The organism is Paracoccus sp. P2, assembly GCF_046335115.1.
In the GTDB taxonomy this organism is placed as follows: domain Bacteria; phylum Pseudomonadota; class Alphaproteobacteria; order Rhodobacterales; family Rhodobacteraceae; genus Paracoccus; species Paracoccus pantotrophus.
The window spans coordinates 217318-238848 of sequence record NZ_JBGOSN010000001.1 but is presented as its reverse complement, the minus strand read 5'-3'; the positions used below and the strand labels follow the sequence as shown (position 1 = coordinate 238848).

The 21531-nt window shown below is 69.7% G+C and carries 22 protein-coding genes; 10 read left to right on the top strand and 12 right to left on the bottom strand.

The genetic code is table 11. The annotated features are described in order from the left end of the window. Window positions 1-1068: a cysteine desulfurase family protein gene (locus ACDP63_RS01115; protein ID WP_024842617.1), complete on the bottom strand. Its 1068-nt coding sequence runs from the start codon at window positions 1066-1068 to the stop codon at window positions 1-3. Then, window positions 1065-2336, bottom strand: a complete 1272-nt coding sequence (gene coaBC / locus ACDP63_RS01110; protein ID WP_024842616.1) for a bifunctional phosphopantothenoylcysteine decarboxylase/phosphopantothenate--cysteine ligase CoaBC — start codon at window positions 2334-2336, stop codon at window positions 1065-1067. The genes ACDP63_RS01115 and coaBC overlap by 4 nt, the downstream gene beginning before the upstream one ends. 146 nt (window positions 2337-2482) lie before the next feature. On the opposite strand from coaBC, the gene ACDP63_RS01105 reads away from it, so the two are divergent. After that, on the top strand, window positions 2483-3997 hold the full coding sequence (locus ACDP63_RS01105; protein WP_024842615.1) for a YifB family Mg chelatase-like AAA ATPase: 1515 nt from the start codon (window positions 2483-2485) through the stop codon (window positions 3995-3997). 112 nt (window positions 3998-4109) lie between these two features. Here the strand turns inward: ACDP63_RS01105 and gshB are convergent, their stop codons facing one another. The 3 genes from gshB to ACDP63_RS01090 form a co-directional block, all read right to left on the bottom strand. Further along, window positions 4110-5060, bottom strand: coding sequence for a glutathione synthase (gene gshB / locus ACDP63_RS01100; RefSeq protein WP_024842614.1), 951 nt, complete (start codon window positions 5058-5060; stop codon window positions 4110-4112). A 139-nt stretch (window positions 5061-5199) separates the two neighbouring features. After that, window positions 5200-5952 carry an RlmE family RNA methyltransferase gene (locus tag ACDP63_RS01095; RefSeq protein WP_024842613.1) on the bottom strand — a complete coding sequence of 251 codons (753 nt, stop codon included), beginning with the start codon at window positions 5950-5952 and terminating at the stop codon, window positions 5200-5202. Between the two features lie 2 nt (window positions 5953-5954). Then, window positions 5955-7079 (bottom strand): Ppx/GppA phosphatase family protein, encoded by a 1125-nt coding sequence (locus ACDP63_RS01090; protein WP_024842612.1) that lies wholly within the window; start codon window positions 7077-7079, stop codon window positions 5955-5957. Window positions 7080-7186: 107 nt separating this feature from the next. Here ACDP63_RS01090 and ACDP63_RS01085 point away from each other — a divergent pair, with 107 nt between their 5' ends. From ACDP63_RS01085 to ACDP63_RS01060, 6 genes are all read left to right on the top strand, one after another. After that, window positions 7187-7363, top strand: a complete 177-nt coding sequence (locus tag ACDP63_RS01085) for a hypothetical protein (RefSeq protein WP_155987163.1) — start codon at window positions 7187-7189, stop codon at window positions 7361-7363. Further along, the gene (locus tag ACDP63_RS01080) at window positions 7363-8544 is read left to right on the top strand and encodes a vWA domain-containing protein (RefSeq protein ID WP_024842611.1); all 1182 of its coding nucleotides are present in this window, start codon (window positions 7363-7365) and stop codon (window positions 8542-8544) included. The genes ACDP63_RS01085 and ACDP63_RS01080 overlap by 1 nt, the downstream gene beginning before the upstream one ends. 27 nt (window positions 8545-8571) lie before the next feature. Continuing rightward, window positions 8572-9258, top strand: a complete 687-nt coding sequence (locus ACDP63_RS01075; RefSeq protein ID WP_024842610.1) for a M48 family metallopeptidase — start codon at window positions 8572-8574, stop codon at window positions 9256-9258. Between the two features lie 53 nt (window positions 9259-9311). After that, window positions 9312-10511 carry a hypothetical protein gene (locus tag ACDP63_RS01070; RefSeq protein WP_028709810.1) on the top strand — a complete coding sequence of 400 codons (1200 nt, stop codon included), beginning with the start codon at window positions 9312-9314 and terminating at the stop codon, window positions 10509-10511. Beyond that, window positions 10508-11863 (top strand): cytochrome P450, encoded by a 1356-nt coding sequence (locus tag ACDP63_RS01065; protein WP_024842609.1) that lies wholly within the window; start codon window positions 10508-10510, stop codon window positions 11861-11863. Before ACDP63_RS01070 ends, ACDP63_RS01065 begins: the two co-directional genes overlap by 4 nt. Before the next feature lie 234 nt (window positions 11864-12097). Next, window positions 12098-13459, top strand: coding sequence for an aminotransferase (locus ACDP63_RS01060; RefSeq protein ID WP_036747047.1), 1362 nt, complete (start codon window positions 12098-12100; stop codon window positions 13457-13459). Between the two features lie 15 nt (window positions 13460-13474). Here the strand turns inward: ACDP63_RS01060 and ACDP63_RS01055 are convergent, their stop codons facing one another. Beyond that, window positions 13475-13744 carry a DUF3572 domain-containing protein gene (locus ACDP63_RS01055; RefSeq protein ID WP_024842607.1) on the bottom strand — a complete coding sequence of 90 codons (270 nt, stop codon included), beginning with the start codon at window positions 13742-13744 and terminating at the stop codon, window positions 13475-13477. A gap of 114 nt (window positions 13745-13858) precedes the next feature. Between ACDP63_RS01055 and ACDP63_RS01050 the strand changes: the two genes are divergently transcribed. The 3 genes from ACDP63_RS01050 to ACDP63_RS01040 all read left to right on the top strand — a co-directional run bounded on the left by ACDP63_RS01050 (window position 13859) and on the right by ACDP63_RS01040 (window position 16492). Continuing rightward, window positions 13859-15247, top strand: coding sequence for a diguanylate cyclase (locus ACDP63_RS01050; protein ID WP_024842606.1), 1389 nt, complete (start codon window positions 13859-13861; stop codon window positions 15245-15247). 103 nt (window positions 15248-15350) lie between these two features. Further along, window positions 15351-15770, top strand: coding sequence for a DUF983 domain-containing protein (locus tag ACDP63_RS01045; protein WP_024842605.1), 420 nt, complete (start codon window positions 15351-15353; stop codon window positions 15768-15770). A 5-nt stretch (window positions 15771-15775) separates the two neighbouring features. Further along, complete coding sequence (locus ACDP63_RS01040) at window positions 15776-16492, top strand: DNA mismatch repair protein MutT (protein WP_036747043.1); 717 nt, start codon at window positions 15776-15778, stop codon at window positions 16490-16492. A 31-nt stretch (window positions 16493-16523) separates the two neighbouring features. Here ACDP63_RS01040 and ACDP63_RS01035 read toward each other — a convergent pair whose 3' ends face one another. The 6 genes from ACDP63_RS01035 to ccmE all read right to left on the bottom strand — a co-directional run bounded on the left by ACDP63_RS01035 (window position 16524) and on the right by ccmE (window position 21526). After that, the gene (locus tag ACDP63_RS01035) at window positions 16524-17294 is read right to left on the bottom strand and encodes an enoyl-CoA hydratase-related protein (protein WP_024842603.1); all 771 of its coding nucleotides are present in this window, start codon (window positions 17292-17294) and stop codon (window positions 16524-16526) included. Window positions 17295-17363: 69 nt separating this feature from the next. Continuing rightward, the gene (locus ACDP63_RS01030) at window positions 17364-17816 is read right to left on the bottom strand and encodes a cytochrome c-type biogenesis protein (protein WP_024842602.1); all 453 of its coding nucleotides are present in this window, start codon (window positions 17814-17816) and stop codon (window positions 17364-17366) included. A 3-nt stretch (window positions 17817-17819) separates the two neighbouring features. Further along, window positions 17820-19781: a heme lyase CcmF/NrfE family subunit gene (locus ACDP63_RS01025; RefSeq protein WP_024842601.1), complete on the bottom strand. Its 1962-nt coding sequence runs from the start codon at window positions 19779-19781 to the stop codon at window positions 17820-17822. 89 nt (window positions 19782-19870) lie between these two features. Next, a complete protein-coding gene (locus ACDP63_RS01020; RefSeq protein WP_024842600.1) occupies window positions 19871-20404 on the bottom strand; it encodes a holin family protein in 534 nt (177 codons plus the stop codon). Continuing rightward, window positions 20395-21006 (bottom strand): holin-associated N-acetylmuramidase, encoded by a 612-nt coding sequence (locus ACDP63_RS01015; RefSeq protein ID WP_024842599.1) that lies wholly within the window; start codon window positions 21004-21006, stop codon window positions 20395-20397. Before ACDP63_RS01015 ends, ACDP63_RS01020 begins: the two co-directional genes overlap by 10 nt. A 76-nt stretch (window positions 21007-21082) precedes the next feature. Then, window positions 21083-21526, bottom strand: a complete 444-nt coding sequence (ccmE, locus tag ACDP63_RS01010) for a cytochrome c maturation protein CcmE (protein ID WP_024842598.1) — start codon at window positions 21524-21526, stop codon at window positions 21083-21085. Window positions 21527-21531: the final 5 nt, after the last annotated feature.

Below are 21531 nucleotides of genomic sequence, written 5' to 3'. Positions count from 1 at the left end.
TCAAACCTTTCCTGCGGTCGCCCGCCCATCATTCCTTTGCCGCCAGCGGCCATGCGCCGCAAGCCAGGCATCCGCAAAACGCATCACGTCCCGAGGCTCCGTCGCCGGGCCGATCGAGACGCGGATCGCATCGCCCGCCCATTCCTCCGCGATACCCATGGCCGTCAGAACCGAACTTGGCCGGACCTTGCCCGAAGAACAGGCCGAGCCTGCCGAGACGGCAAATCCGGCCAGGTCCATCTGCATCACCTGCGTCTCTCCGCGCCATCCCGGCGTCAGGATCGACAATGTATTGGGCAGGCGGCGGGCCTCGCGCCCCGGAAATGTAACCATTTCTGTCTGGGATTCCAGTGTAGCCATCAGGGAATCGCGCAGTTGCGACACTTTTTCCCCGATTCCTTGATCCAGATCATTCTGCGCCGCTTTTGCGGCGGCCGCAAAGCCCATGATGCCGATCAGATTCTCGGTCCCGGCGCGGCGGCCCTGTTCCTGCCCGCCGCCCTTGATGCGCGCCTCGACCTCGGTGCCGCGCCGAACCACCAGCGCGCCGATGCCGCGCGGACCGCCCAGCTTGTGGGCGCTGACGAAGCCGGCCTCGATTCCCAGCCAGTTGAAGGCGAAGGGGATCTTGCCGAAGGCCTGGGTCAGGTCGCTGACCGCCAGGCCCTGCGGCAGATCCTGGATCACGCCGGTCTCGGCATTGGCCAGTTGCAGCGTTGCGCGGCCCGGATCGGGAACCGAGACCCGCCCCGCCGGATCCGTTTGCAGCGCGGCCTCGCACCAGGCCAGCACGGCGGCATGCTCGACCGGCGAACAGGCCAGGCCCCGCCCCTGGAGCGCCAGCGCCGCCGCCTCGGTCGCGCCCGAGGTGAAGATCACGTCTGCCCCCTCGGCGCCAAGCGCCACGGCAATCTCCTCGCGCGCGCGCTCCAGCGCGGATTTCGCCGCCCGCCCCTCGGCATGGACCGAGGAGGGGTTGCCGACGATCTCGGTCGCCGCCAGCATCGCCTCGCGCGCCTCGGGGCGCAGCGGCGCGGTCGCGTTCCAGTCCAGATAGACCCGGCTCATGCGCGATCCTCCACCCGGCCCTCGCCGCCGTTCAGCGCCTCGGCGATGCGGCCGGCCAGCCGTCGCGCCACCTCGTCCTTGGTCAGCCGCGGCCAGCTTTCCGCCCCTTCCTCGGAAATCAGCGTGACCGCATTCTCGGTCCCGCCCATGATCCCGGTTTCGGGGTTCACGTCATTGGCGACGATCCAGTCGCAGCCCTTGCGCTTGCGCTTGCGGGCGGCATTGTCCAGCACGTCGTCGGTTTCGGCGGCAAAGCCCACCACCAGCGCCGGCCGGCCATGCTCCAGCCGGCTGATCCAGGCCAGAATATCCGGGTTCTCGGCGAATTGCAGTTGCGGCAGCTTGCCCGAGCCGTCCTTCTTGATCTTGCCCGGCCGGGCATTGGCGACATGCCAATCGGCGACGGCCGCGGCCATGACCGCGGCATCGGCCGGCAGGGCGGCCTCGACCGCCTCGCGCATCTCGCGCGCGGTCTGGACGGCGATCACCTCGACGCCCTGGGGCGGCGGCACCTCGGCCGGGCCGGTGACGAAGCTGACCCGCGCGCCCAGGTCGCGCAAGGCCGCGGCGATGGCCGCGCCCTGCGCCCCGCTGGAGCGGTTGGCGATATAGCGCACCGGATCGATGGGCTCATGCGTGGGGCCCGAGGTCACGACCACATGCCGCCCCGCCAGCACGCGGGCAGGCAGCGAGACCACCGCCTCGGGCGGCAGGCGCAGCGGCCGGTCGCGCCCCAGCGCCGCACGGATCGCCTCCAGGATCGCCTCGGGCTCGGCCATGCGGCCAGGGCCGTATTCGCCGCAGGCCATGTCGCCCTCGTCCGGGCCGATGAAACGGATGCCGTCGTTTTCCAGCGTCTCCAGGCTGCGTTGCGTCGCCGGGTGCTGCCACATGCGCACGTTCATCGCCGGCGCCGCCAGCACCGGCTTGTCGGTGGCCAAGAGCAGGGTCGAGGCCAGGTCGTCCGCCATCCCCGCCGCCATCCGCGCCAGCAGATTCGCCGTGGCCGGGGCGACCACCACCAGGTCGGCGGCGCGCGACAGCTGGATATGGCCCATCTCCGATTCGCGGGTCAGGTCGAACAGCTCGGTATGGCAGGGCGCCTCGGCCAGCGCCGAAAGGGTCAGCGGCGTCACGAACTCGGCCCCCGCCTGGGTCAGCACCGGCACGACCGCGCCGCCCTCGCGCCGGATCATGCGGACCAGCTCGGGTATCTTGAACGCGGCGATACCCCCGCCGACGATCAGCAATATGCGGCTGCCTTGCATGGTCGCTTCCCCTGTACCCCGTTTGTGCCCCGTGTCGTCCGCCCTGCACATAGGCGCAAGCGCGGCCCGGAACAAGCAAGCCAATCCCGTTAACCATTCTTTAAGCCCTGAAGGTTAAGCCTGCGGCCGTGCAGGGGAGAGTGCCGATGGCGGCGATTGCCTATACCGTGGCCTTCGACGGGGTCGAGGCGCGGCTGGTCGAGGTGCAATGCTCGGTCTCGCCGGGCCTGCCGGGATTCGGCATCGTCGGCCTGCCCGACAAATCGGTCAGCGAGGCGCGCGAGCGGGTGAAAGCCGCCTTCGGCGCGCTCTCCATCGCCATGCCCTCGCGGCGGGTGACGGTGAACCTGTCGCCCGCCGACCTGCCCAAGGAAGGGTCGCATTTCGATCTGCCCATCGCGCTTGCGGTGCTGGCGGCGCTGGAGATCGTCCCGGCCGAGTCGCTGGAACGGATGGTGGCGCTGGGGGAACTGGCGCTGGACGGCCGGCTTTCCCCGGTCGCGGGCGCCCTGCCCGCCGCCATGGCCGCGGCCGAGGACGGCCGGGCGCTGCTGGTGCCGCGCGCCTGCGGGGCCGAGGCGGCCTGGGTCGGCACCGTGCCGGTCCTGGCGCCGCAGAGCCTGCGCGAGGTGGTCGATCACCTGACCGACCGCGCGCCCCTGCCCCGCGCCGCGCCGGGCGAGTTGGCGGAACCCGTGTTCGGGGCCGACCTTGCCGAGGTCAAGGGCCAGGAACGCGCCCGCCGGGCGCTGGAGATTGCCGCCGCCGGCCGCCACCACCTGCTGATGATCGGCCCGCCCGGCGCCAGCAAGTCGATGCTGGCCACCCGCCTGCCCGGCATCCTGCCGCCGCTGAGCCCGCAGGAGGCGCTGGAGACCTCGGTGATCCATTCCGTCGCCGGGCTGCTGGCCGAGGGCGGCATCTCGCGCACCGCCCCTTTTCGCCAGCCGCATCACACCGCCTCGATGGCAGCGATGGTGGGCGGCGGGCGCAATGCCCGGCCCGGACAGGCGAGCCTTGCGCATAACGGCGTGCTGTTCCTGGACGAGCTGCCCGAGTTCGAGCGCCGGGTCATCGACGCCCTGCGCGAGCCGATCGAGACCGGCGAGATCCACGTCTCGCGCGCCAATGCCCATATCCGCTATCCGGCGCGTTTCCTGCTGGTCGCGGCCGCCAATCCCTGCCGCTGCGGCGAGATCGCGGATGCCGCGCGCGCCTGTTCCAAGGCGCCGCGCTGCGGGGCGGATTACCTGGGCCGCATCTCGGGGCCGATGATGGACCGCTTCGACCTGCGCATCGAGGTGCCGCAGGTCGCCATCGAGGATCTGGGCCTGCCTGCCACCGGCGAAAGCTCGGCCAGCGTGGCCGCGCGTGTCGCCGCCGCCCGCGCGCTGCAAACGGCCCGCTTTGCCGATCACCCGGCGGCGCGGGTGAACGCCGACGCCTCGGGCCGGCTGCTGGAGGAGATCGCGCCGCTCGACGGCGAATGCCGGTCGCTGCTGGCGCTGGCAGCCGAGCGGCTGGGGCTGACCCCGCGCGGCTATCACCGCATCCTGCGCAGCGCCCGCACCATCGCCGACCTGGACGCCTCGCCCGCGATCCGCCAGCCGCACCTGGCCGAGGCGCTGTCCTATCGCCTGCCCTTCGGTCGCCCGGATTGAGGGCCTGGCGAAGGCAGCGCGACCCCGTCGGGGTTCCTGCCACTCGCCCCTGCGCCGGTTTTCGCGGCGGCGGGGGCGAATCAGCCGCGATGCCCGGTCAGGCGGGCGGGGGTCAGCCCCGCTCGGCCAGCCGCCGCTCGATGGCCTCCCAGATCAGCGCCGCGGCGTTGATGCCGTCGAAACGCTCAAGCTCCTGGATGCCGGTGGGCGAGGTCACGTTGATCTCGGTCAGCCAGCCGTCGATCACGTCGATGCCGGTGAAGATCAGACCCTTTTCGCGCAGCACCGGGCCGATCCGGGCGCAGATCTCGTATTCGCGCTCGGTCAGGCCGATCTTTTCCGGGCGGCCGCCGACATGCATATTCGACCGCGCCTCGCCCTGGGCCGGGACGCGGTTGATCGCGCCGACCGGCTCGCCATCGACCAGGATGATGCGCTTGTCGCCCCGGACCACGGCGGGCAGGTATTTCTGCGCGATGATCGGCTCGCGGCTGTTGGCCAGGAAGGTCTCGACCAGCGAGGACAGGTTCGGATCGTCCGGCCGCATGTGGAAGATGCCGACCCCGCCATTGCCATAGAGCGGCTTGAGGATGAAATCGCCGTGCCGCTCGCGGAAGGCGCGGATCTGCGCCAGCTCGCGGGTGATCAGCGTCGGCGGCGTCAGCTCGGGGAAGTCCAACACCAGAAGCTTCTCGGGGCTGTTGCGCACCCAGAAGGGATCGTTGACGACATAGGTCGAGGGATGCACCCGGTCCAGCAGATGCGTGGTGGTGATATAGCCCATGTCGAAGGGCGGATCCTGGCGCAGCCAGACCACGTCGAACCCGGACAGATCGACATCGGCCCAATCGCCGAAGCTGACATGGTTGCCCTGTTCGCGCCGCAGGCTGATCGGCCGGCCGCGGGCCATCACCCGCCCCTCGCAATAGCTCAGCCGGTCGGCTGTGTACTGGAACAGCCGGTGGCCGCGGGCCTCGGCCTCCAGCCCCAGCCGGAAGGTGCTGTCCCCGTCGATCGAGACATGCTCGACCGGGTCCATCTGAAGGGCCACGTAAAGACTCATGCTATCATTCCCAGCCAGTTTCGCCCGAAGTTCTGGCAAGCACGGGCGGGGTTTGCAAGCGGCAGCGGCCCGGCCCCTTCGCAACCGGGCCGGCACCCAGGCGCTTGCGTCCGGCGCGGGGCCGGCCTGGGGCGCGACTTCAGCCCTGGTCGGCCTCATCCGCCTCCCTGCCGCGGAAACCCTGCGCCACCACGAATTTCTCGGAGGAATCCGAGCGGCTGGCCGGCGGTTTCACATTCGCCACCTTGCGGAAATTGCGCTTGAGCATGGCCTGCATCTCGTTCTCGGCGCCGCCGGCCAGCACCTTGGCGACGAAGGTGCCGCCCGGCTCCAGCACGTCGAAGGCCAGCTGCGCCGCCGCCTCGACCAGCGCCACGATGCGCAAATGATCGGTGCCCTTGTGCCCCGACGAGGCCGCGGCCATGTCCGACATCACCACGTCGGCGCGCCCGCCCAGCCAGGCCTTGACCTGTTCGTCGGCGCCATCCGACAGGAAATCGAGCTGGTGGATCTCGGCCCCCGGAATCGGATCGACCTCTTGCAGGTCCACGCCCAGCACCCGACCGACCTTCTTGCCGGGCTTGTCGCCAAGCGCATTGACGCGCGCGACCGCCACCTGGCACCAGCCGCCCGGCGCGCAGCCCAGATCGACCACCCGCGCGCCCGGCACCAGAAAGCGATACTTGTCGTCCAGCTCCAGGATCTTGTAGGCGGCGCGGCCGCGATAGCCCTCGCGCTTGGCGCGCGCGACATAGGGGTCGTTCAGTTGCCGCTCCAGCCACAGCGTGCTGGACAGCTTGCGCCCCTTGGCCGACTTTACCCGCACCCGCAGGTCGCGCTGGCCGCGGCCCGAGCTTTTCCGTTCCGATCCCGGCTTCTTGCCTTCGCCCATCTTCAAGCCACCCCGTTCATTCCGTCCGGGGCCAGCACCCCGTCCCTGACCATCTGCACATAAAGCAACCCCTCGCGCAGGCCGCGATCCGCGACCGACAGCCGCGTCGTCGGCCAGACCCGCATCAGCGTCTGCAGGATCGCCGCGCCCGACATGATCAGCGCATGGCGCTCGCGTCCGATGCGGGGATCGGCGCGCCGCCCCTCGGGCCCCAGCGCCAGGTAATCACGGATCACCCGGTCGATCTGGGCCGTGGTCATGGTCAGCCCGTCCACCTTGGTCCGATCATAGCGGCGCAGGCCCAGATGGCTGGCCGCCACCGTGGTCACGGTGCCCGAGGTGCCGATGATCTGGAATCCTTCCCGCATGGTCTGGGCCAGGGAATAGGGTGTGAAATCCGCCAGCATCTCCTCGAAATGCCAGGACATCAGCGCGAATCGGCCCTGATCGTCCTCGACATCCTCGAACTGGTCGCGCAGCGTGGCGACGCCCAGCGGCACGCTGATCCAGTCCACCACCCGCGCCCCGCCCGGCTGCGGGTCGGCAAAACCGTTGCCCAGCCGCATAATCGCGCGCGACCGCTCCTTGGGCTCGACATCCTCGAGGTCGATCCAGACCAGCTCGGTCGAGCCGCCGCCGATATCGACGACCAGCAATTGCTCGGTGCGCTGGCTGACCAGCGGCGCGCAGGAGATCACCGCCAGCCGCGCCTCTTCCTCGGCGTCGATGATCTCGACCGGCAGCCCGGTCTCGCGCCGGATCATGCGCAGGAAATCGCGGCTGTTCCTGGCCCGCCGGCAGGCCTCGGTCGCGACCAGGCGCATGCGCGTGACCTTGTGCGCCTCGAGCTTGCGCCGGCACACCTGCAAGGCATGCACCGTCCGCGCCATCGAGGGACGCGACAGCCTGCCTGATGCCTCGAGGCCGTGGCCCAGCTGGACCGGCTTCGAGAAACTGTCGACCACCTGGAACTGGCTGCCCGCGGGACGGGCAATCAGCATCCGGCAGCTGTTGGTGCCAAGATCCAAGGCCGCATAGAGCGGCCCGTCCTCGGCCGGGCGGGTGGCGAAAGGCTCGACCGTTTTTCTCGGGAACGCGTCCGCACCCGCAGGACGCCTGGGCGCCATGGTCACGCCCTCCGATAACAAGTTGGTCCGAAAGTAACCCGCGCCCGCCACGCCTTCAAGGGGGGCGATCAAAGGCGCGCCTCTCGACAGGGGCGCGGGGGCGGGCTATGCCCTGCCCCATGATCGTGATCGCCGCATTCCTGATTGGCGCAGCGATCGGCTGGATGCGCGCCGCGAAAGCCGGCGGCAGCCGCGCCGACAAGCTGCAATATGCCGCCGCCCATGCCCTGGCGCTGACCGTGCTGGGGGTGTTCCTGACCATATTGCTCAGCCGGATGGGCTGATGTTCCGGCCCTTCCTCGACAGTCTGCGCCGCCATGGGGTGCCGGCCAGCCTGCGGGAATACCTGGACCTGCTGGCGGGGCTGCAGGCCGGGCTGTCGGACTGGACGCCCGAGGGCTTCTATCACCTCGCCCGCGCCACCCTGGTCAAGAACGAGGCGCATATCGACCGGTTCGACCGCGCCTTCGCCGAAGCCTTCTCGGGCCTTGACGAGATCCCCATCGAGGCGCTGGTGAACGAGGTCTCGATCCCGCGCGACTGGCTGGAAAAGCTGGCCGAGAAGCTGCTGACGCCCGAGGAGCGCGCCGCGGTCGAGGGCGCCGGCAGTTTCGAGGAGCTGATGAAGCGCCTGCGCGAGCGGCTGGCCGAGCAACAGGGCCGCCACCAAGGCGGCAACAAATGGATCGGCACCGCCGGCACCTCGCCCTTCGGCGCCTATGGCTACAACCCCGAAGGGGTGCGGATCGGGCAAGCCGAAAGCCGCCACCGCCGCGCCGTCAAGGTCTGGGACAAGCGCGAGTTCCGCGACTTCGACGATTCGGTCGAGCTTGGCACCCGCAACATCAAGGTGGCGCTGAAGCGGCTGCGGCAATGGGCCCGCCACGGCGCGCTGGAGGAGCTGGACCTGCCCGGCACCATCCGCGCCAGCGCCGAGCACGGCTATATCGACGTGCAGACCCGGCCCGAGCGGCACAATGCCGTCAAGGTGCTGCTGTTCCTGGACGCGGGCGGCAGCATGGACGACCATTCCCGGCTGGTGGACGAGCTGTTCTCGGCCGCCCGCGCCGAGTTCAAGCACTTGGAGCATTTCTATTTCCACAATTGCGTCTACGAGGCGCTGTGGAAGGACAATCGCCGCCGCTGGACCGAGACGACGCCGACCTGGGAGGTCATCAACCGCTTCGGCCGCGACTACAAACTGATCTTCGTCGGCGACGCCTCGATGTCGCCCTATGAGATCGCCGTGCCCGGCGGCGCCAACGAGCACTGGAACCCCGAATCGGGCGAGACCTGGCTCAAGCGCCTGCGCGAGACCTGGCCGGATCACGTCTGGCTGAACCCGGTGCCGCGCGCGCATTGGGGCCATACCCGCTCGATCGCCATGATCCGCGAGATCTTCGAGGACCGCATGCAGCCCCTGACGCTGGAGGGGCTGACCCAGGCCATGCGCCTCCTTGGCTAGGCGCCGCGCCATGCCCATATTGCGCATATGCTGAAGCTCACGCCGATCCTGCTGATCCTGCTTTATACCGCCGCGATGTGGTTCTTTTCCGCATGGCGGCTCAAGGCCGAGCTGAACGCCAAGTCCACGCCGCTGCGCCATCCCCGGCTGCTGCCGATGCTGGAGCGGCTGGGCCGGGCCATGGACCTGCCCGAAGTGCGGGCGCATGTCTACGAGGTCGGCCATGTGAACGGGCTGGCCGCGCCCGACGGCCGCATCTTCCTGACCCGCGGCTTCCTCGACCGGCTGGACCGCGGCGAAGTGACCGAGGCCGAGCTGGCATCGGTCATCGCGCATGAGCTGGGCCATGTCGCCCATGGCCATACCCGGCGCCGCATGGTGGATTTCGCCGGGCAGAACGTGGTGCGCATGGTGCTGGCAGGGGTGCTGGGCCGTTTCCTGCCCGGCATCGGCGTCTGGATCGCCAATATCGCCGCCAGCGCCATTGCCGCCCGCCTGTCGCGCCAAGACGAATTCGAGGCCGACGCCTTCGCCAGCGCGCTGATGGTCAAGGCCGGGCTGGGCACCGAGCCGCAGAAAAGCCTGTTTCGCAAGCTCGACCGGCTGGCGGGCGCGGGCCGGGCGGGCGCGCCGGCCTGGCTGATGTCGCATCCGCCGGCCGAGGCCCGCATCGCCGCTATCGAGAGGCTCGAGGCGCGCTGGGGATTAGCCTAACTTGTCTGCGCGCGCGGATCGCGTATGCTGCGCGGGCAAACAGCTGATTTTCCATGACCCGCCCTTTTCGCCGCCGCATCCTTTACATCCCGGGCTATGACCCGATCCCGCCCCGCCGCTATCGCGAGCTTTACCGGCGCGAGGGGGCGGAACAGGCGCGCATCTCGGGCTATCATCTGGGCTTCGGCCCGCGCCGCGACCGCACGGGCTTCGGCTGGGGCGTCGCCGGCGATTTCGCCGGCCGGCAGGCCGAGGCCGAGTTCGAGGTGCTGGTCTGGGCCGACATCGTGCAGGGTTCGATGGGCCAAGGCATTCTCGCGACCTATGGCCAGCTTGTCCGCACCGCCTGGGCCTATGTCGGCTCGGGCGCGCTGATGCGGCTGATGCGGCTGCGCCGCGGGCCGGTGATCGCGGCGCTTTACCCGGTGGTCGTGCTGCTGGCGCAGCTGCTGGCCTCGGCGCTGGCCGGGGCGCTCATCGGCTGGGCGCTGGGGCGGATCACCGGCCTGGGCTGGTGGCTGGGCGGGCCGGTCATGCTGGCGCTGACCTGGGCCGGGCTGCATGCGTGGCGGCGCCTCGACGGCAGGATCTTCGCCTGGTACCTGATGCACGACTACGCCTTTACCGCCCAGGACCGCGGCGCCTATCCCCCGGCGCTCGAGGCGCGGCTGGCGCGTTTCGCCGAACGCATCGCCGAGGTGCTGGCCGGCGACTGGGACGAGGTGCTGGTGGTCGGCCACAGCTCCGGCGCCTATCTGGGCATCTCGGTGCTGGCCGACCTGATCCGCTCGGGCCGGGTGCCGGCGCAGGGGCCGCGGCTTTCCTACCTGTCGCTGGGCCATGTCGTGCCGATGGCGTCGTTCCTGCCGCGCGCGAACCGGCTGCGCGCCGACCTGCGCTTTCTGGCGGCTCGGGACGAGCTTGACTGGATCGACGTCACCGCGCCGGGCGATGCCTGCTGCTTCGGCCTGTGCGATCCGGTCGCGGTCTCGGGGGTCGAGCCGCCCGGCCGCCGCCATCCGCTGGTGCTGTCGGCGGCCTTCACCCAAACGCTTTCCCCGCAAAAGCGGCGCGCACTGCGCGGGCGCTGGTTCCGGCTGCATTTCCAGTATCTCTGCGCCTTCGACCGGCCGGGCGATTACGACTATTTCGCCATTACCGCCGGGCCGCTGACGCTGGGCCGGCGTTTCGCCGGGCGCGCGCATTCGCCGGGCCGCATTGCCCGGCCCGTCAATCGCCGGGTAGCGACATGATCCCACCCAAGCCACCGGCGCGGCCGGGAAAACCCTCGGTCTGGCGCTTCCTTCGCGATTTCCGCCGCGACATCCTGTCGGCGCAGTCCGACCGGCTCTACCGCGCCTGGATGGCCGAGTTCCGCAGCCCCTTCATCCACAGCTTCACCTGCAACGACCCGGTGCTGGTCGAGCTGATCCTGCGAAAGCGCCCGATGGATTTCCCAAAATCGCCGCGCATGGCGGCGGGTTTGCAGCCATTGCTCGGGAATTCCAGTTTCATCTCGAACGGCGAGACCTGGCTGCACCAGCGCCGCATCATCGATCCCGCCTTCGAGGGCGGCCGCCTGCGCGAGGCCTTCCCGGCGATGTGGGACGCGGCCCAGGCCGGCGTCGCGCGCCTGGCGCCGCTGGCCGACGGGACCGAGATCGACATCGAGCCGCTGACCAGCCACATCGCCGCCGACGTCATCTTCCGCACCCTGTTCTCGATCCCCATCGAGGACGCGACCGCCGCCCAGGTCTTCCAGGCCTTCCGCGACCATCAGGATGCCCAGCCGATGGTGAACCTGGGCGGGCTGATGGCCCTGCCCCGCTGGGCCCGGCTGCACACCCGCCGGGTGCGCGAGACGGCGCGCCGCATCCGCGGTCTGATCCGCCAGCTCGTCGCGGCCCGCGCCGCCGAGATCGCCGCCGGCAGCGCGCCGCAAGATCTCGCCACCAAGATCATGACCACGCCCGACCCGCAGACCGGCCGCAGCTTCACCGAGGCCGAGATGATCGACGAGGTCGCGACCTTCTTCCTGGCCGGGCACGAGACCGGCGCCTCGGCCTTGGCCTGGACGCTCTACCTGCTCGCCGAAAGCCCGGAATGGCAGGACCGGCTGGCGCGGGAGGCGCGGCAGAACCTCGCCCCGGATTTCGCCGCCATGCGCAATCTGCCGCTGGCCCGCGCCGTCTTCCGCGAGGCGCTGCGGCTCTACCCGCCCGTCGCCATGACCGTGCGGCAATGCCGCCGCCCCGAGACCCTGCGCGACCGCAAGGCGCCCAGGGGCGCGCAACTGGTGCTGTCGCCCTGGCACCTGCAGCGGCACGAGCGGCTCTGGGACAATCCCGACCATTTCGACCCGTCGCGCTGGGAAACCGAGAACGGCAAGGCCCGCCAGCGCGACGCCTTCATCCCCTTCTCGGCCGGACCGCGCGCCTGCCCCGGCGCCGGCTTCGCCATGGTCGAGGGGCCGCTGATCCTCGCCACCCTCCTGCGCGCCTATCGTCTGGAACCCGGCCGCGACCGCCCGGTGCCGATCATGCGGCTGACGCTGCGCGGCAAAGACGGCATCCGCCTGTGTCTTTTCCCAAGGCAAACGGGCTGACTCGCACCCGCCGTATCCAAAAAGCGCCGATGCCAGGGCATTTCTTCGTTCTCCCAATACCCATGCAACGCCGGCAACCGGCACGAATTTCGGCCAGCCCGTGCCGGCATTTCCACCGTCCGCCCCGGCAATTCGCCCGGCCGCGCCGCGGCGCCCCGGCACTTGGCGCAGCCCCCATTGAACCGTCCCCGGTGCCCGGCTAGCCTGCCTCCAAAGCAGATGGAGGCTGACGTCATGAACCAACCGCAAAGCTGGGAAGCCCGCGCCGAGACCTATTCGCTCTACGGCTTCACCGACATGCCTTCGGTCCATCAGCGAGGCACCGTCGTCGTGACCCATGGCGAGGGCCCCTATATCGTCGATGTGCATGGCCGCCGCTATCTGGACGCCAATTCCGGGCTGTGGAACATGGTCGCCGGCTTCGACCACAGGGGCCTGATCGAGGCTGCCAAGGCGCAATACGACCGCTTTCCCGGCTATCACGCCTTTTTCGGCCGCATGTCCGACCAGACCGTGATGCTGTCGGAAAAGCTGATCGAGGTCTCGCCCTTCGAATCGGGCCGGGTCTTCTATACCAATTCCGGCTCCGAGGCGAACGACACCATGGTCAAGATGCTGTGGTTCCTGCATGCCGCCGAGGGCAAGCCGCAAAAGCGCAAGATCCTGACGCGCTGGAACGCCTATCACGGCGTGACCGCGGTTTCCGCCTCGATGACCGGCAAGCCCTACAACTCGGTCTTCGGCCTGCCGCTGCCCGGCTTCATCCACCTGACCTGCCCGCATTACTGGCGCTATGGCGAGGAGGGCGAGACCGAGGAACAATTCGTCGCCCGCCTGGCCCGCGAATTGGAGGACACCATCACCCGCGAGGGCGCCGACACCATCGCCGGCTTCTTCGCCGAGCCGGTGATGGGCGCGGGGGGCGTGATCCCGCCGGCCCAGGGCTATTTCCAGGCCATCCTGCCGATCTTGCGCAAGCACGACATTCCGATGATCTCGGACGAGGTGATCTGCGGCTTCGGGCGCACCGGCAGCACCTGGGGCTGCCTGACCTATGACTTCATGCCCGATGCCATCATCTCGTCCAAGAACCTGACGGCGGGCTTCTTCCCCATGGGCGCGGTGATCCTCGGCCCCGACCTCGCGAAACGGGTCGAGGCCGCCGTCGAGGCGATCGAGGAGTTTCCGCACGGCTTCACCGCCTCGGGCCATCCGGTCGGCTGCGCCATCGCGCTGAAGGCCATCGACGTGGTGATGAACGAGGGGCTGGCCGAGAACGTGCGCCGCCTCGCCCCCCGCTTCGAGGCGGGGCTGCAGCGCATCGCCGACCGCCCGAACATCGGAGAATACCGCGGCATCGGCTTCATGTGGGCGCTGGAGGCGGTCAAGGACAAGCCGACCAAGACCCCCTTCGACGGCAATCTCTCGGTCAGCGAGCGCATCGCCAATACCTGCACCGACCTGGGGCTGATCTGCCGGCCGCTGGGCCAGTCCATCGTGCTCTGCCCGCCCTTCATCCTGACCGAGGCGCAGATGGACGAGATGTTCGAGAAGCTGGAAAAGGCGCTCGACAAGGTCTTCGCCGAGGTCGCCTGAGGCGGCGGGCGGCCCCTACCAGGGGTCGCCCCCGCCCAGCACGGCGCGCGCCAGCTGCACCCGCTGCGGCGCGATCTGCGCGGCCTGCGCGAAATCCAGCACGCGCTGGTCGTGCTCCAGCAGGAAATCCAGCACGAAGACGGCGAATTCCGGCCGCGCCGCCATGGCGCGCAGCCCCGCCACGTCGCTGCCCGATTGCGCCAGCAGCGCCCCTACCAGTTCCGCATCCCCGGCAATATGGACAAAGCCCGCATCGGCAATGTCGCGCGCCTCGTTTCGTGTCATGCCATTCTCGCTTTCGTGAAGCCCGCCGCGAATTTCCTCGCAGCCGGAAAGGATTTGTTAACCATTCCCGCGCAAGATGCGGCTCTGGGCTCGGGGTGTAAAGCAGGCGTAACCATGGCGGGGCGTATTCTTGTCGTTGACGGCGTGCCGACGAATCGCATCACCATGAAGGTGCGATTGGCTTCGGCCTGCTACGAGGTCTCGACCGCCAGCTCGGCGGCCGAGGCGTTGCGCATCGCCCGGCTGATCCATCCGCAGATCGTGCTGGTCGGCGCCGGCCTGCCCGACATGGACGGGGCCGCGCTGTGCGGCGCGCTGCGCACCCAGCCCTGGGCCGCCGACCTGCCGGTGCTGGTCCAGGCCAGCGGCGCGGATCGGGTGGCCGCGCTGCGGGCGGGCGCGGCGGCGCTGATCGACGCGGGCAGCGACGAGTTGACGCTGCTGGCGCGCATCCGCGGGCTGATGCGGCATGAATATGGCGCGCTGGATCATCCCGCCCCCGGCATGGCCGAGGCGGCGGCCGGCTTTGCCGCGGACAACCGTCCGCGCGCGGTCTTCGTCGCCGACCGGCCCGCCACGGCGCTGGGCTGGCGGCACGCCCTGCGCGACCGGGTGGATTTCGCCATCGCGGTCCGCGAACCCGAGCATGCGCTGGCCGAGGCCGCATCGAGCCGGGTCGCCGATCTTTACCTGATCGCCGCCGACATCCAGCAGCCGGGCGACGGGCTGCGGCTGCTGTCGGAACTGCGCTCGCGCCCGCGTTCGCGCGAGGCGGCGGTCGTGGTGACGCTGCGCCCTGAACGGGCCGAGATGATGCCGGTGGCGCTGGACTTGGGCGCGGGCGATGTGCTGCCCTGGGATCTGGCCCGCCCCGATGCCGCGCCCGAAACGGCGATGCGCCTGTCGGCCCAGCTGGCCCGCAAGCACGAGGCCGACCGCCGCCGGCACGAGACCCAGCGCAACATGCGCTGGGCGATGACCGATCCGCTGACCGGGCTGCACAACCGCCGCTTCGCCCTGCCCCGCCTTGCCGAGCTTGCCACAGAGGCGCAGGAGCGCCAGGGCGACCTGGCAGTCATGCTGCTGGACCTGGACCGCTTCAAGCAGGTGAATGACATCCACGGCCATCCGGCCGGGGATGCCGTGTTGGCCGAGATCGCCGCCCGCCTGGCCGCCACCCTGCCCGAGGGCGCGCTGCTGGCCCGTTTCGGCGGCGAGGAGTTCCTGGCCGTGCTGCCCGATTGCCCGGCCCGCGCCGCCCGCCGCGTCGCCGAGGATCTGCGCCGCGCGGTAATGGCCGCGCCGGTCGCCCTGCCGCAGGGCTGCCAGGATGCCGAATTGGGCGTCACCATCTCGGTCGGCGTGGCCACCGGCCATGGCGCACCGCATCTGCTGCCACTCGACCCCCAGGCGCTGCTGGCCAGCGCCGACCGCGCGCTGCTCAACGCCAAGTCCTCGGGCCGGAATCGTATCGTCATGGCGGCCTCGGGGCTTGCAGCCTGATTGTCGCTGCGTCACTTTGCCACGGCGGCCTCGGACTCAAGGCGCGCTTTTCATTGTGGAGTGCATCCCCTAGATAAAGGCGGAACAGGAAAGGAACGCGCCCATGCCCCATGCCTATTCCGACACCGCCCTGCCCGAACGTCCCGTCAAGCCGGCCATGCTGCGCGGCGCGCTTGGCCGCTGCCCCTCCTGCGGGCAGGGGCGGCTGTTTCGGGGCTATCTGTCGGTCAGCCCCACCTGCCCGCATTGCCACGAGGAACTGCACCATCAGCGTGCCGACGACGGCCCGGCCTATCTGACCATCCTGCTGGTCTCGCATCTGGGCGCGCCGCTCTTGCTGGCGATCTACATGATGTATCGCCCCTCGGCCATGGCCATGCTGATCGGCTTCGGCCTGGGCGCGGTGGTGCTGTCGCTGCTGCTGCTGCCCCGGATCAAGGGCGGGATGATCGGCTTCCAATGGGCGCGCCGCATGCATGGCTTCGGCGCCGAGCCCGCCGCGATCGAGGCCGCCGCGTCGTGAGCAGTCTGGCCGGGACCGCCCCCGCAAGCCGCGATGCCGCCGAGCAGCCGATCCGCGATGCCGCCACCGTCATCGTGCTGGACCGCAACGCCCAGGGCGGGCCTTCGGTGCTGATGGGGCAACGGGGGGCTTCTGCGGTGTTCATGCCCTCGAAATACGTCTTTCCGGGCGGCGCGGTGGATGCCGGCGACGCCCAGGTGCGCCTGGCCGGCGACCTGCCGGCCCGAACCTCGGCCCTGCTGGCCGCCGAACCGCGCGCCGAATCGCAGGTCACGCCCCTGGCGCTGGCCGCCGCCGCCCTGCGCGAACTGGCCGAGGAAACCGGCCTTTTGACCGGCCCCCCCGGCCCCGCGCCCGAGGGCTGGGATCATTACGCCGGGGCCGGGCTGGCGCCCGACGCTTCGGCGCTGATCTACCTGTTCCGCGCCATCACCCCACCCGGCCGGACCCGGCGCTTCGACGCGCGCTTCCTGTTGCTGGACGCCGAGCGGTTGCATGGGGATCGCCACGATTTCAGCGCCGCCTGCGACGAGCTTTCGCATCTGCATTGGGTGCCATTGACCGAGGCGCGGGCGCTGGACCTGCCCTTCATCACCGAGGTGGTGCTGGCCGAGGTCGCAAGCCTGCTGGCCACGGCCGGCGACGGGCCGCTGGCCCCGCCGCCGACGGTGCCCTTCTTCGACAACATGCTGTCGGTGCCGCGCTTCATGCGCATCGGCTAGGTCGGTTCCGCCCCCGATTCAGCGCCCCGGATCAGCGCCCCTTGAACCGCGGCGCGCGCTTTTGCAGGAAGGCCGCGACCCCTTCGGCGAAATCCTCGGTCCGGGCCATTTCGCCTTGCAGCCGCGCCTCCAGCCGCAACTGCCCGGCCATGTCGTTGCCGCCCGAGGCGCGCAACGCCTGCCGGATCGCCAGGAAGGCCGCCGTCGGTCCCTGGGCCAGGGTTTGCGCGCGCGCCGCCACAGCCGTTTCGAAATCCGCGTCCGGCACCGCCTCCCAGATCAGTCCCCATTCCGCCGCCTGGGTCGCGGGAATGCGGTCGGCGAACAGCATCATCCCCATGGCGCGCGGCACCCCGACCGAGCGCGGCACGATGAATGTCCCGCCCGCATCGGGGATCAGGCCGATCCGGCTGAACGCCTGCACGAAGCTGGCGCTTTCCGCCGCGATGACCACGTCGGCGGCCAGCGCCAGGTTGGCCCCCGCCCCCGCCGCGATGCCGTTCACCGCGGCGATCACCGGCACCGGCGCATCCGAGATGGCGGCCAGCATCGGCTCGTATTCCTCGCGCAGGATGGTCTCCACGTCGAACCCGCCGGTGGCATCGGCCAGATCCTGGCCCGAGCAGAAGCCGCGCCCGTTCCCGGTCAGCACCACGCAGCGCGTGCCCGGCGGCAGGCCGGTCAGCGCCGCGACGATCTCGGCCCGCATGGCGCGGTTGAGCGCGTTGACCACGTCGGGCCGGTTCAGCGCCAGCCTTGCAATGCCGTCCTGATGCGTGAATTCGATGGTCTGAAAGCTCATCCCTGCCCCTCTCCCCGGTTTCGGCCATCCTGCCGGGGTGCGGCGGGGCGGAAAAGCCCCGACCCTGCGTCAGTCGCGCAGGATCTGCTCCAGCCGGGCCTTTTCCTCGTCGCTGAGCTTTTCCGGCCCTTCCTCGGCCAGGTTGCGCGAGCGGATGAAGCGCCAGCCCACCAGCAGCGCCAGCAGCGCCATCACCGGCCCGGCCAGGTAGAGCAGCCAGTTCGCCCCGCGCGCTGGCGGCTCGAACAGGACATATTCGCCGAAACGGTCGGCGATGGCCTGCACCGCCTGGGCATCGCTGTCGCCGGCGACCAGGCGCTCGCGCAGGTAAAGCCGCAGGTCGCGGCTGATGGCGGCATTCGATTCGTCGATGGTCTCGCCCTGGCAGATCGGGCAGCGCAGGGTCTTGGAGATCTCGCGCGCCCGCGCCTCCAGCGCCGGGTCGGACAGCACCTCGTCGGGCTGGACGGCCAGGGCGGGCAGCGCAAGCAGCAGCGACAGGCACAGGATCAGGGCGCGCATGGGCTACTCCGCCGGCTGGGGCGCGACGCGGGCATGGCGGGCGCCGGCGGCGACGCGATAGCGCCGGTCCGACAGGCTGATGAAGCCGCCAAGCGCCATCAGCGCCGAGCCGAGCCAGATCCAGCTGGCGAAAGGCTTGATATAGACCCGCACCGCCCAGCCGCCGCCCTGCTGCTGATCGCCGATGACCAGGTAAAGGTCGCGGAACAGCCCGTTTTGGATCGCCGCCTCGGTCGTGGGCATGGATTGCACCGGGTAGACCCGCTTCTCGGGATGCAGCAGCGCGACCTGCCGCCCGTCGCGATCGACCGTCATCGCGGCGATGATCGAATTGTAGTTGGGGCCCGGACGCTCCTCGACGCTTTCCAGGGTGATGTCATAGCCGGCGACGGTGAAGGTCTCGCCGATGCGGGCCACGCGGATGTCCTCGACCTGCCAGGCCATCAGCAGGCTGATGCCGATGAAGGTGACGCCCAGCCCGGCATGGGCCACGGCCTTGCCCCAATCGGCCCGCGGCAGCCGGCGCAGGCGCGCAAGGCCGGAATTGCCGGTGCGCAGCCACAGATCCACCGCCGCACCCGCAACCAGCCAGGCGCCTAGGCCTGCGCCGATCACCGCCAGCGCCGAATGGCCGGTCGAGACGGCAAAGACCAGCGCCATCACCGCCCCGGCAAAGACCAGCGCCCCGCGCAGCGGGTAAAGCGCGCGCTTCAGCCGGCCGCGCTTCCACGGCAGGATCGCGCCCACGGGCAGGATGATCGCCAGCGCCACCATGAAGGGCGTGAAGGCCTGCTCGAAGAAGGGCGCGCCCACCGACAGCCGGCGGTCCCACAGCATCTCGGCCACCAGCGGCCAGACCGTGCCGACAAAGACCACCAGGGCCGAAACCGCCAGCAGGATGTTGTTCAGAACCAGCGCCCCCTCGCGCGAGACCGGGGCGAAGGCGCCCCGCGCCTGCATCGAGGCGGCGCGGACGGTGTAAAGCAGCAGGGCGCCGCCGACGAAAAAGGCCAGGATCGCCAGGATGAACAAGCCGCGCTGCGGATCGCTGGCAAAGCTGTGGACCGAGGTGATGACGCCCGAGCGCACGATGAAGGTGCCGATCAGCGAAAAGCCGAAGGCCATGATCGCCAGCAGGATGGTCCAGCTTTTCAGCACCTCGCGCTTTTCCACCACGATGGCGGAATGCAGAAGCGCGGCGGCGATCAGCCAGGGCATGAAGCTGGCGTTCTCCACCGGATCCCAGAACCAGAAGCCACCCCAGCCCAGCTCGTAATAGGCCCACCAGGAACCCAGCGCGATGCCGATGGTCAGGAAGACCCAGGCCGCCAGCGTCCAGGGCCGGACCCAGCGCGCCCAGGCGGCATCGACCCGCCCCTCGATCAGCGCGGCCACGGCAAAGCTGAAGGCCATGCTGAGCCCGACATAGCCGAGGTAAAGGAAGGGCGGATGGAAGGCGAGGCCGGGATCCTGCAACAGCGGGTTCAGGTCGCGCCCGTCAAAGGGCGGGCTCGCCATGCGCAGGAAGGGGTTCGAGGTGAACAGGATGAAGGCCAGGAAGGCCGCGCCGATCGACGCCTGCACCGCCAGCACCCGCGCCCGCAGCTTGGGCGGCAGGTTGGCGTCGAAGACCGCGGCCATGGCGCCGAACAGCGCCACGATCAGCACCCACAGCAGCATCGAGCCCTCGTGGTTGCCCCAGACGCCGCTGATCTTGTAGATCATCGGCTTGGCGGTATGCGAGTTCTGATAGACCAGCGCGACCGAGAAATCCGAGGTCACGAAGGCCATGGTCAGCGCCGCGAAGGAAATGCCGACCAGCCCGAACTGCGCCAGGGCGGCTGGGCGGGCGGAATCGATCCAGCCGCTCCAGCCCTTGCTGGCGCCGACCATCGGCACGACCATCTGGAACAGCGCCACGGCAAAGGCCAGGATCAGCGCGAAATGGCCAAGTTCAGCGATCATGGGCTTCCTCCGGGATGGCTGCGCCGCAGGATAACCGCGGTGCGGGCGGCAAACCAGCCCCCCGCACCTGCCAGATTGTCACAGCATCGCTAGCGCGCCGCGCCGGCCGCGGCCCAGTCCCGCAGGGCGGCATTGTCCTCGAAGGGCCCGGATGCGGCGATCTGCGCCGGGAATACGGCGGGCGCGGCATCGGCCGCCGCCTTACGCGCTGCGACGGGCAGCACGGGCCGGCTGCGAAAGTAATGCGCCTCGCGCGCGCCGAAATAGAAGCTGATGATGGCGCCAAGAAGCCACCAGAGCGGTTCGGGCACCAGGTTCAGGTTCTCCATCCGCAGGCCGAATCCTTCCGGGTCGGCCATGGCATAGGTGAACAGCCCCACCGTCCCCAGCGTCATCATCGGCCGCGGCAGCCGGTTCAGCCCGTTCATCATCGCGTCGAACCAGCCGCGCGGCTGGGCGGCGAACTCGCCGGAAAGCTGGGCGATGGCGCGGGCATAGGCCTCTTCGTCCAGTTCCATGCGCCGCGTCGCGTTCTCGCGGAACACCTCGGCCACGCCGGTCGCGGCATTGGCCATGGTGGTGACGGCGCCGCTGGCGCCCAGGAAGCGGTCCATCAGCCCCATTTCGCCACCCTCGCCCGATGCTCGGCCGCCGTCAGGTGGTATTTGGCCGAGATGAACTCCTCGGCCCGCAGGATCCAGCCGCCCTTGCCCCCCGATTTGGTGCGGGCATATTTGCGGCTGGCCGGGCGCGCATCGCCCAATGCATAGTAATAGTTCCGCCGCGCGATCCCGTAGGCGTCAGCGAAATAGCCCGGCGCCGCCGCATCGGCCTGCTGCGCGGCCTGGATGGTGCGCGGTCCCACCACGCCGTCGTCCGTGGCCGCAAAGCCCATGCGCGTGACCAGCCGTTGCAGGATCTTCACCGCATTGGCGCCGGCATTGACATACATGTCGAAGGCCGAGGCCTGCACCGAGGCCGGCAGTTCCGCCAGGCGCGGGCGGCGGAAATAGTGCTCGACGAAGATGCGCTCGGCATCGGCGCGGGTCAGCGCCTTGACGTCCGCCACGTCCACCCGCCCGTCGCCGGTCTTGTCGATCCCCAGCCGCTGCAGGGTCGCCAGCGTGACGCCGAATTTCGTCGCCCCGCCCGGATCGTCGGGGTCGTTGACGTAGCCCCCCTCACGCGCGACGATCTCGGCCGCGATCTGCGTTACTGTCTTCATGTCCAGCCCCCAATCCTGAAGCGGACCAAGGCTGGAGAAATCCGGTTAACCAGGGGTTAACCGGGCGCGCGTTGCGTCAGGAGTTCGGCTCTTGGTAGACGCCCTGCTCCTTCAGCGAATCCATGACCTCGCGCGGCATGTAGTTCTCGTCATGCTTGGCCAGGATTTCCGAGGCGACGAAGGTCTCGCCCTCCATGCGCCCGGTGCCGATCATGCCCTGGCCCTCCGAGAACAGGTCGGGCAGCACGCCGGTAAAGCGCACCGGGACGGTGGCGCCGCCGTCGGTCACGCGAAAGGTCACCGTCTCGCTGGCGCCGCGCACCAGGCTGCCGTCCTCGACCAGGCCGCCCAGGCGGAAGACCTCGCCGGCCTCGGGCGGGTTCTCGGCCATCTGGCTGGGCGAGCGGTAGAGGTTGATGCCGTCGCGAAACCCGTAGCCGATCAGCCCGACGGCCAGCACAAGGGCCACGGCGGCGGCGACAAGGATCTGGATACGGCGCCTTTTCTTCAATGATTTCATATTTC

Coding starts and splice junctions, on each gene's coding strand:
- ACDP63_RS01115 (WP_024842617.1), bottom strand. CDS start 1,068: ATGAGCCGGGTCTATCTGGACTGGAACGCGACCGCGCCGCTGCGCCCC.
- coaBC (WP_024842616.1), bottom strand. CDS start 2,336: ATGCAAGGCAGCCGCATATTGCTGATCGTCGGCGGGGGTATCGCCGCG.
- ACDP63_RS01105 (WP_024842615.1), top strand. CDS start 2,483: ATGGCGGCGATTGCCTATACCGTGGCCTTCGACGGGGTCGAGGCGCGG.
- gshB (WP_024842614.1), bottom strand. CDS start 5,060: ATGAGTCTTTACGTGGCCCTTCAGATGGACCCGGTCGAGCATGTCTCG.
- ACDP63_RS01095 (WP_024842613.1), bottom strand. CDS start 5,952: ATGGGCGAAGGCAAGAAGCCGGGATCGGAACGGAAAAGCTCGGGCCGC.
- ACDP63_RS01090 (WP_024842612.1), bottom strand. CDS start 7,079: ATGGCGCCCAGGCGTCCTGCGGGTGCGGACGCGTTCCCGAGAAAAACG.
- ACDP63_RS01085 (WP_155987163.1), top strand. CDS start 7,187: ATGCCCTGCCCCATGATCGTGATCGCCGCATTCCTGATTGGCGCAGCG.
- ACDP63_RS01080 (WP_024842611.1), top strand. CDS start 7,363: ATGTTCCGGCCCTTCCTCGACAGTCTGCGCCGCCATGGGGTGCCGGCC.
- ACDP63_RS01075 (WP_024842610.1), top strand. CDS start 8,572: ATGCTGAAGCTCACGCCGATCCTGCTGATCCTGCTTTATACCGCCGCG.
- ACDP63_RS01070 (WP_028709810.1), top strand. CDS start 9,312: ATGACCCGCCCTTTTCGCCGCCGCATCCTTTACATCCCGGGCTATGAC.
- ACDP63_RS01065 (WP_024842609.1), top strand. CDS start 10,508: ATGATCCCACCCAAGCCACCGGCGCGGCCGGGAAAACCCTCGGTCTGG.
- ACDP63_RS01060 (WP_036747047.1), top strand. CDS start 12,098: ATGAACCAACCGCAAAGCTGGGAAGCCCGCGCCGAGACCTATTCGCTC.
- ACDP63_RS01055 (WP_024842607.1), bottom strand. CDS start 13,744: ATGACACGAAACGAGGCGCGCGACATTGCCGATGCGGGCTTTGTCCAT.
- ACDP63_RS01050 (WP_024842606.1), top strand. CDS start 13,859: ATGGCGGGGCGTATTCTTGTCGTTGACGGCGTGCCGACGAATCGCATC.
- ACDP63_RS01045 (WP_024842605.1), top strand. CDS start 15,351: ATGCCCCATGCCTATTCCGACACCGCCCTGCCCGAACGTCCCGTCAAG.
- ACDP63_RS01035 (WP_024842603.1), bottom strand. CDS start 17,294: ATGAGCTTTCAGACCATCGAATTCACGCATCAGGACGGCATTGCAAGG.
- ACDP63_RS01030 (WP_024842602.1), bottom strand. CDS start 17,816: ATGCGCGCCCTGATCCTGTGCCTGTCGCTGCTGCTTGCGCTGCCCGCC.
- ACDP63_RS01025 (WP_024842601.1), bottom strand. CDS start 19,781: ATGATCGCTGAACTTGGCCATTTCGCGCTGATCCTGGCCTTTGCCGTG.
- ACDP63_RS01020 (WP_024842600.1), bottom strand. CDS start 20,404: ATGGGGCTGATGGACCGCTTCCTGGGCGCCAGCGGCGCCGTCACCACC.
- ACDP63_RS01015 (WP_024842599.1), bottom strand. CDS start 21,006: ATGAAGACAGTAACGCAGATCGCGGCCGAGATCGTCGCGCGTGAGGGG.
- ccmE (WP_024842598.1), bottom strand. CDS start 21,526: ATGAAATCATTGAAGAAAAGGCGCCGTATCCAGATCCTTGTCGCCGCC.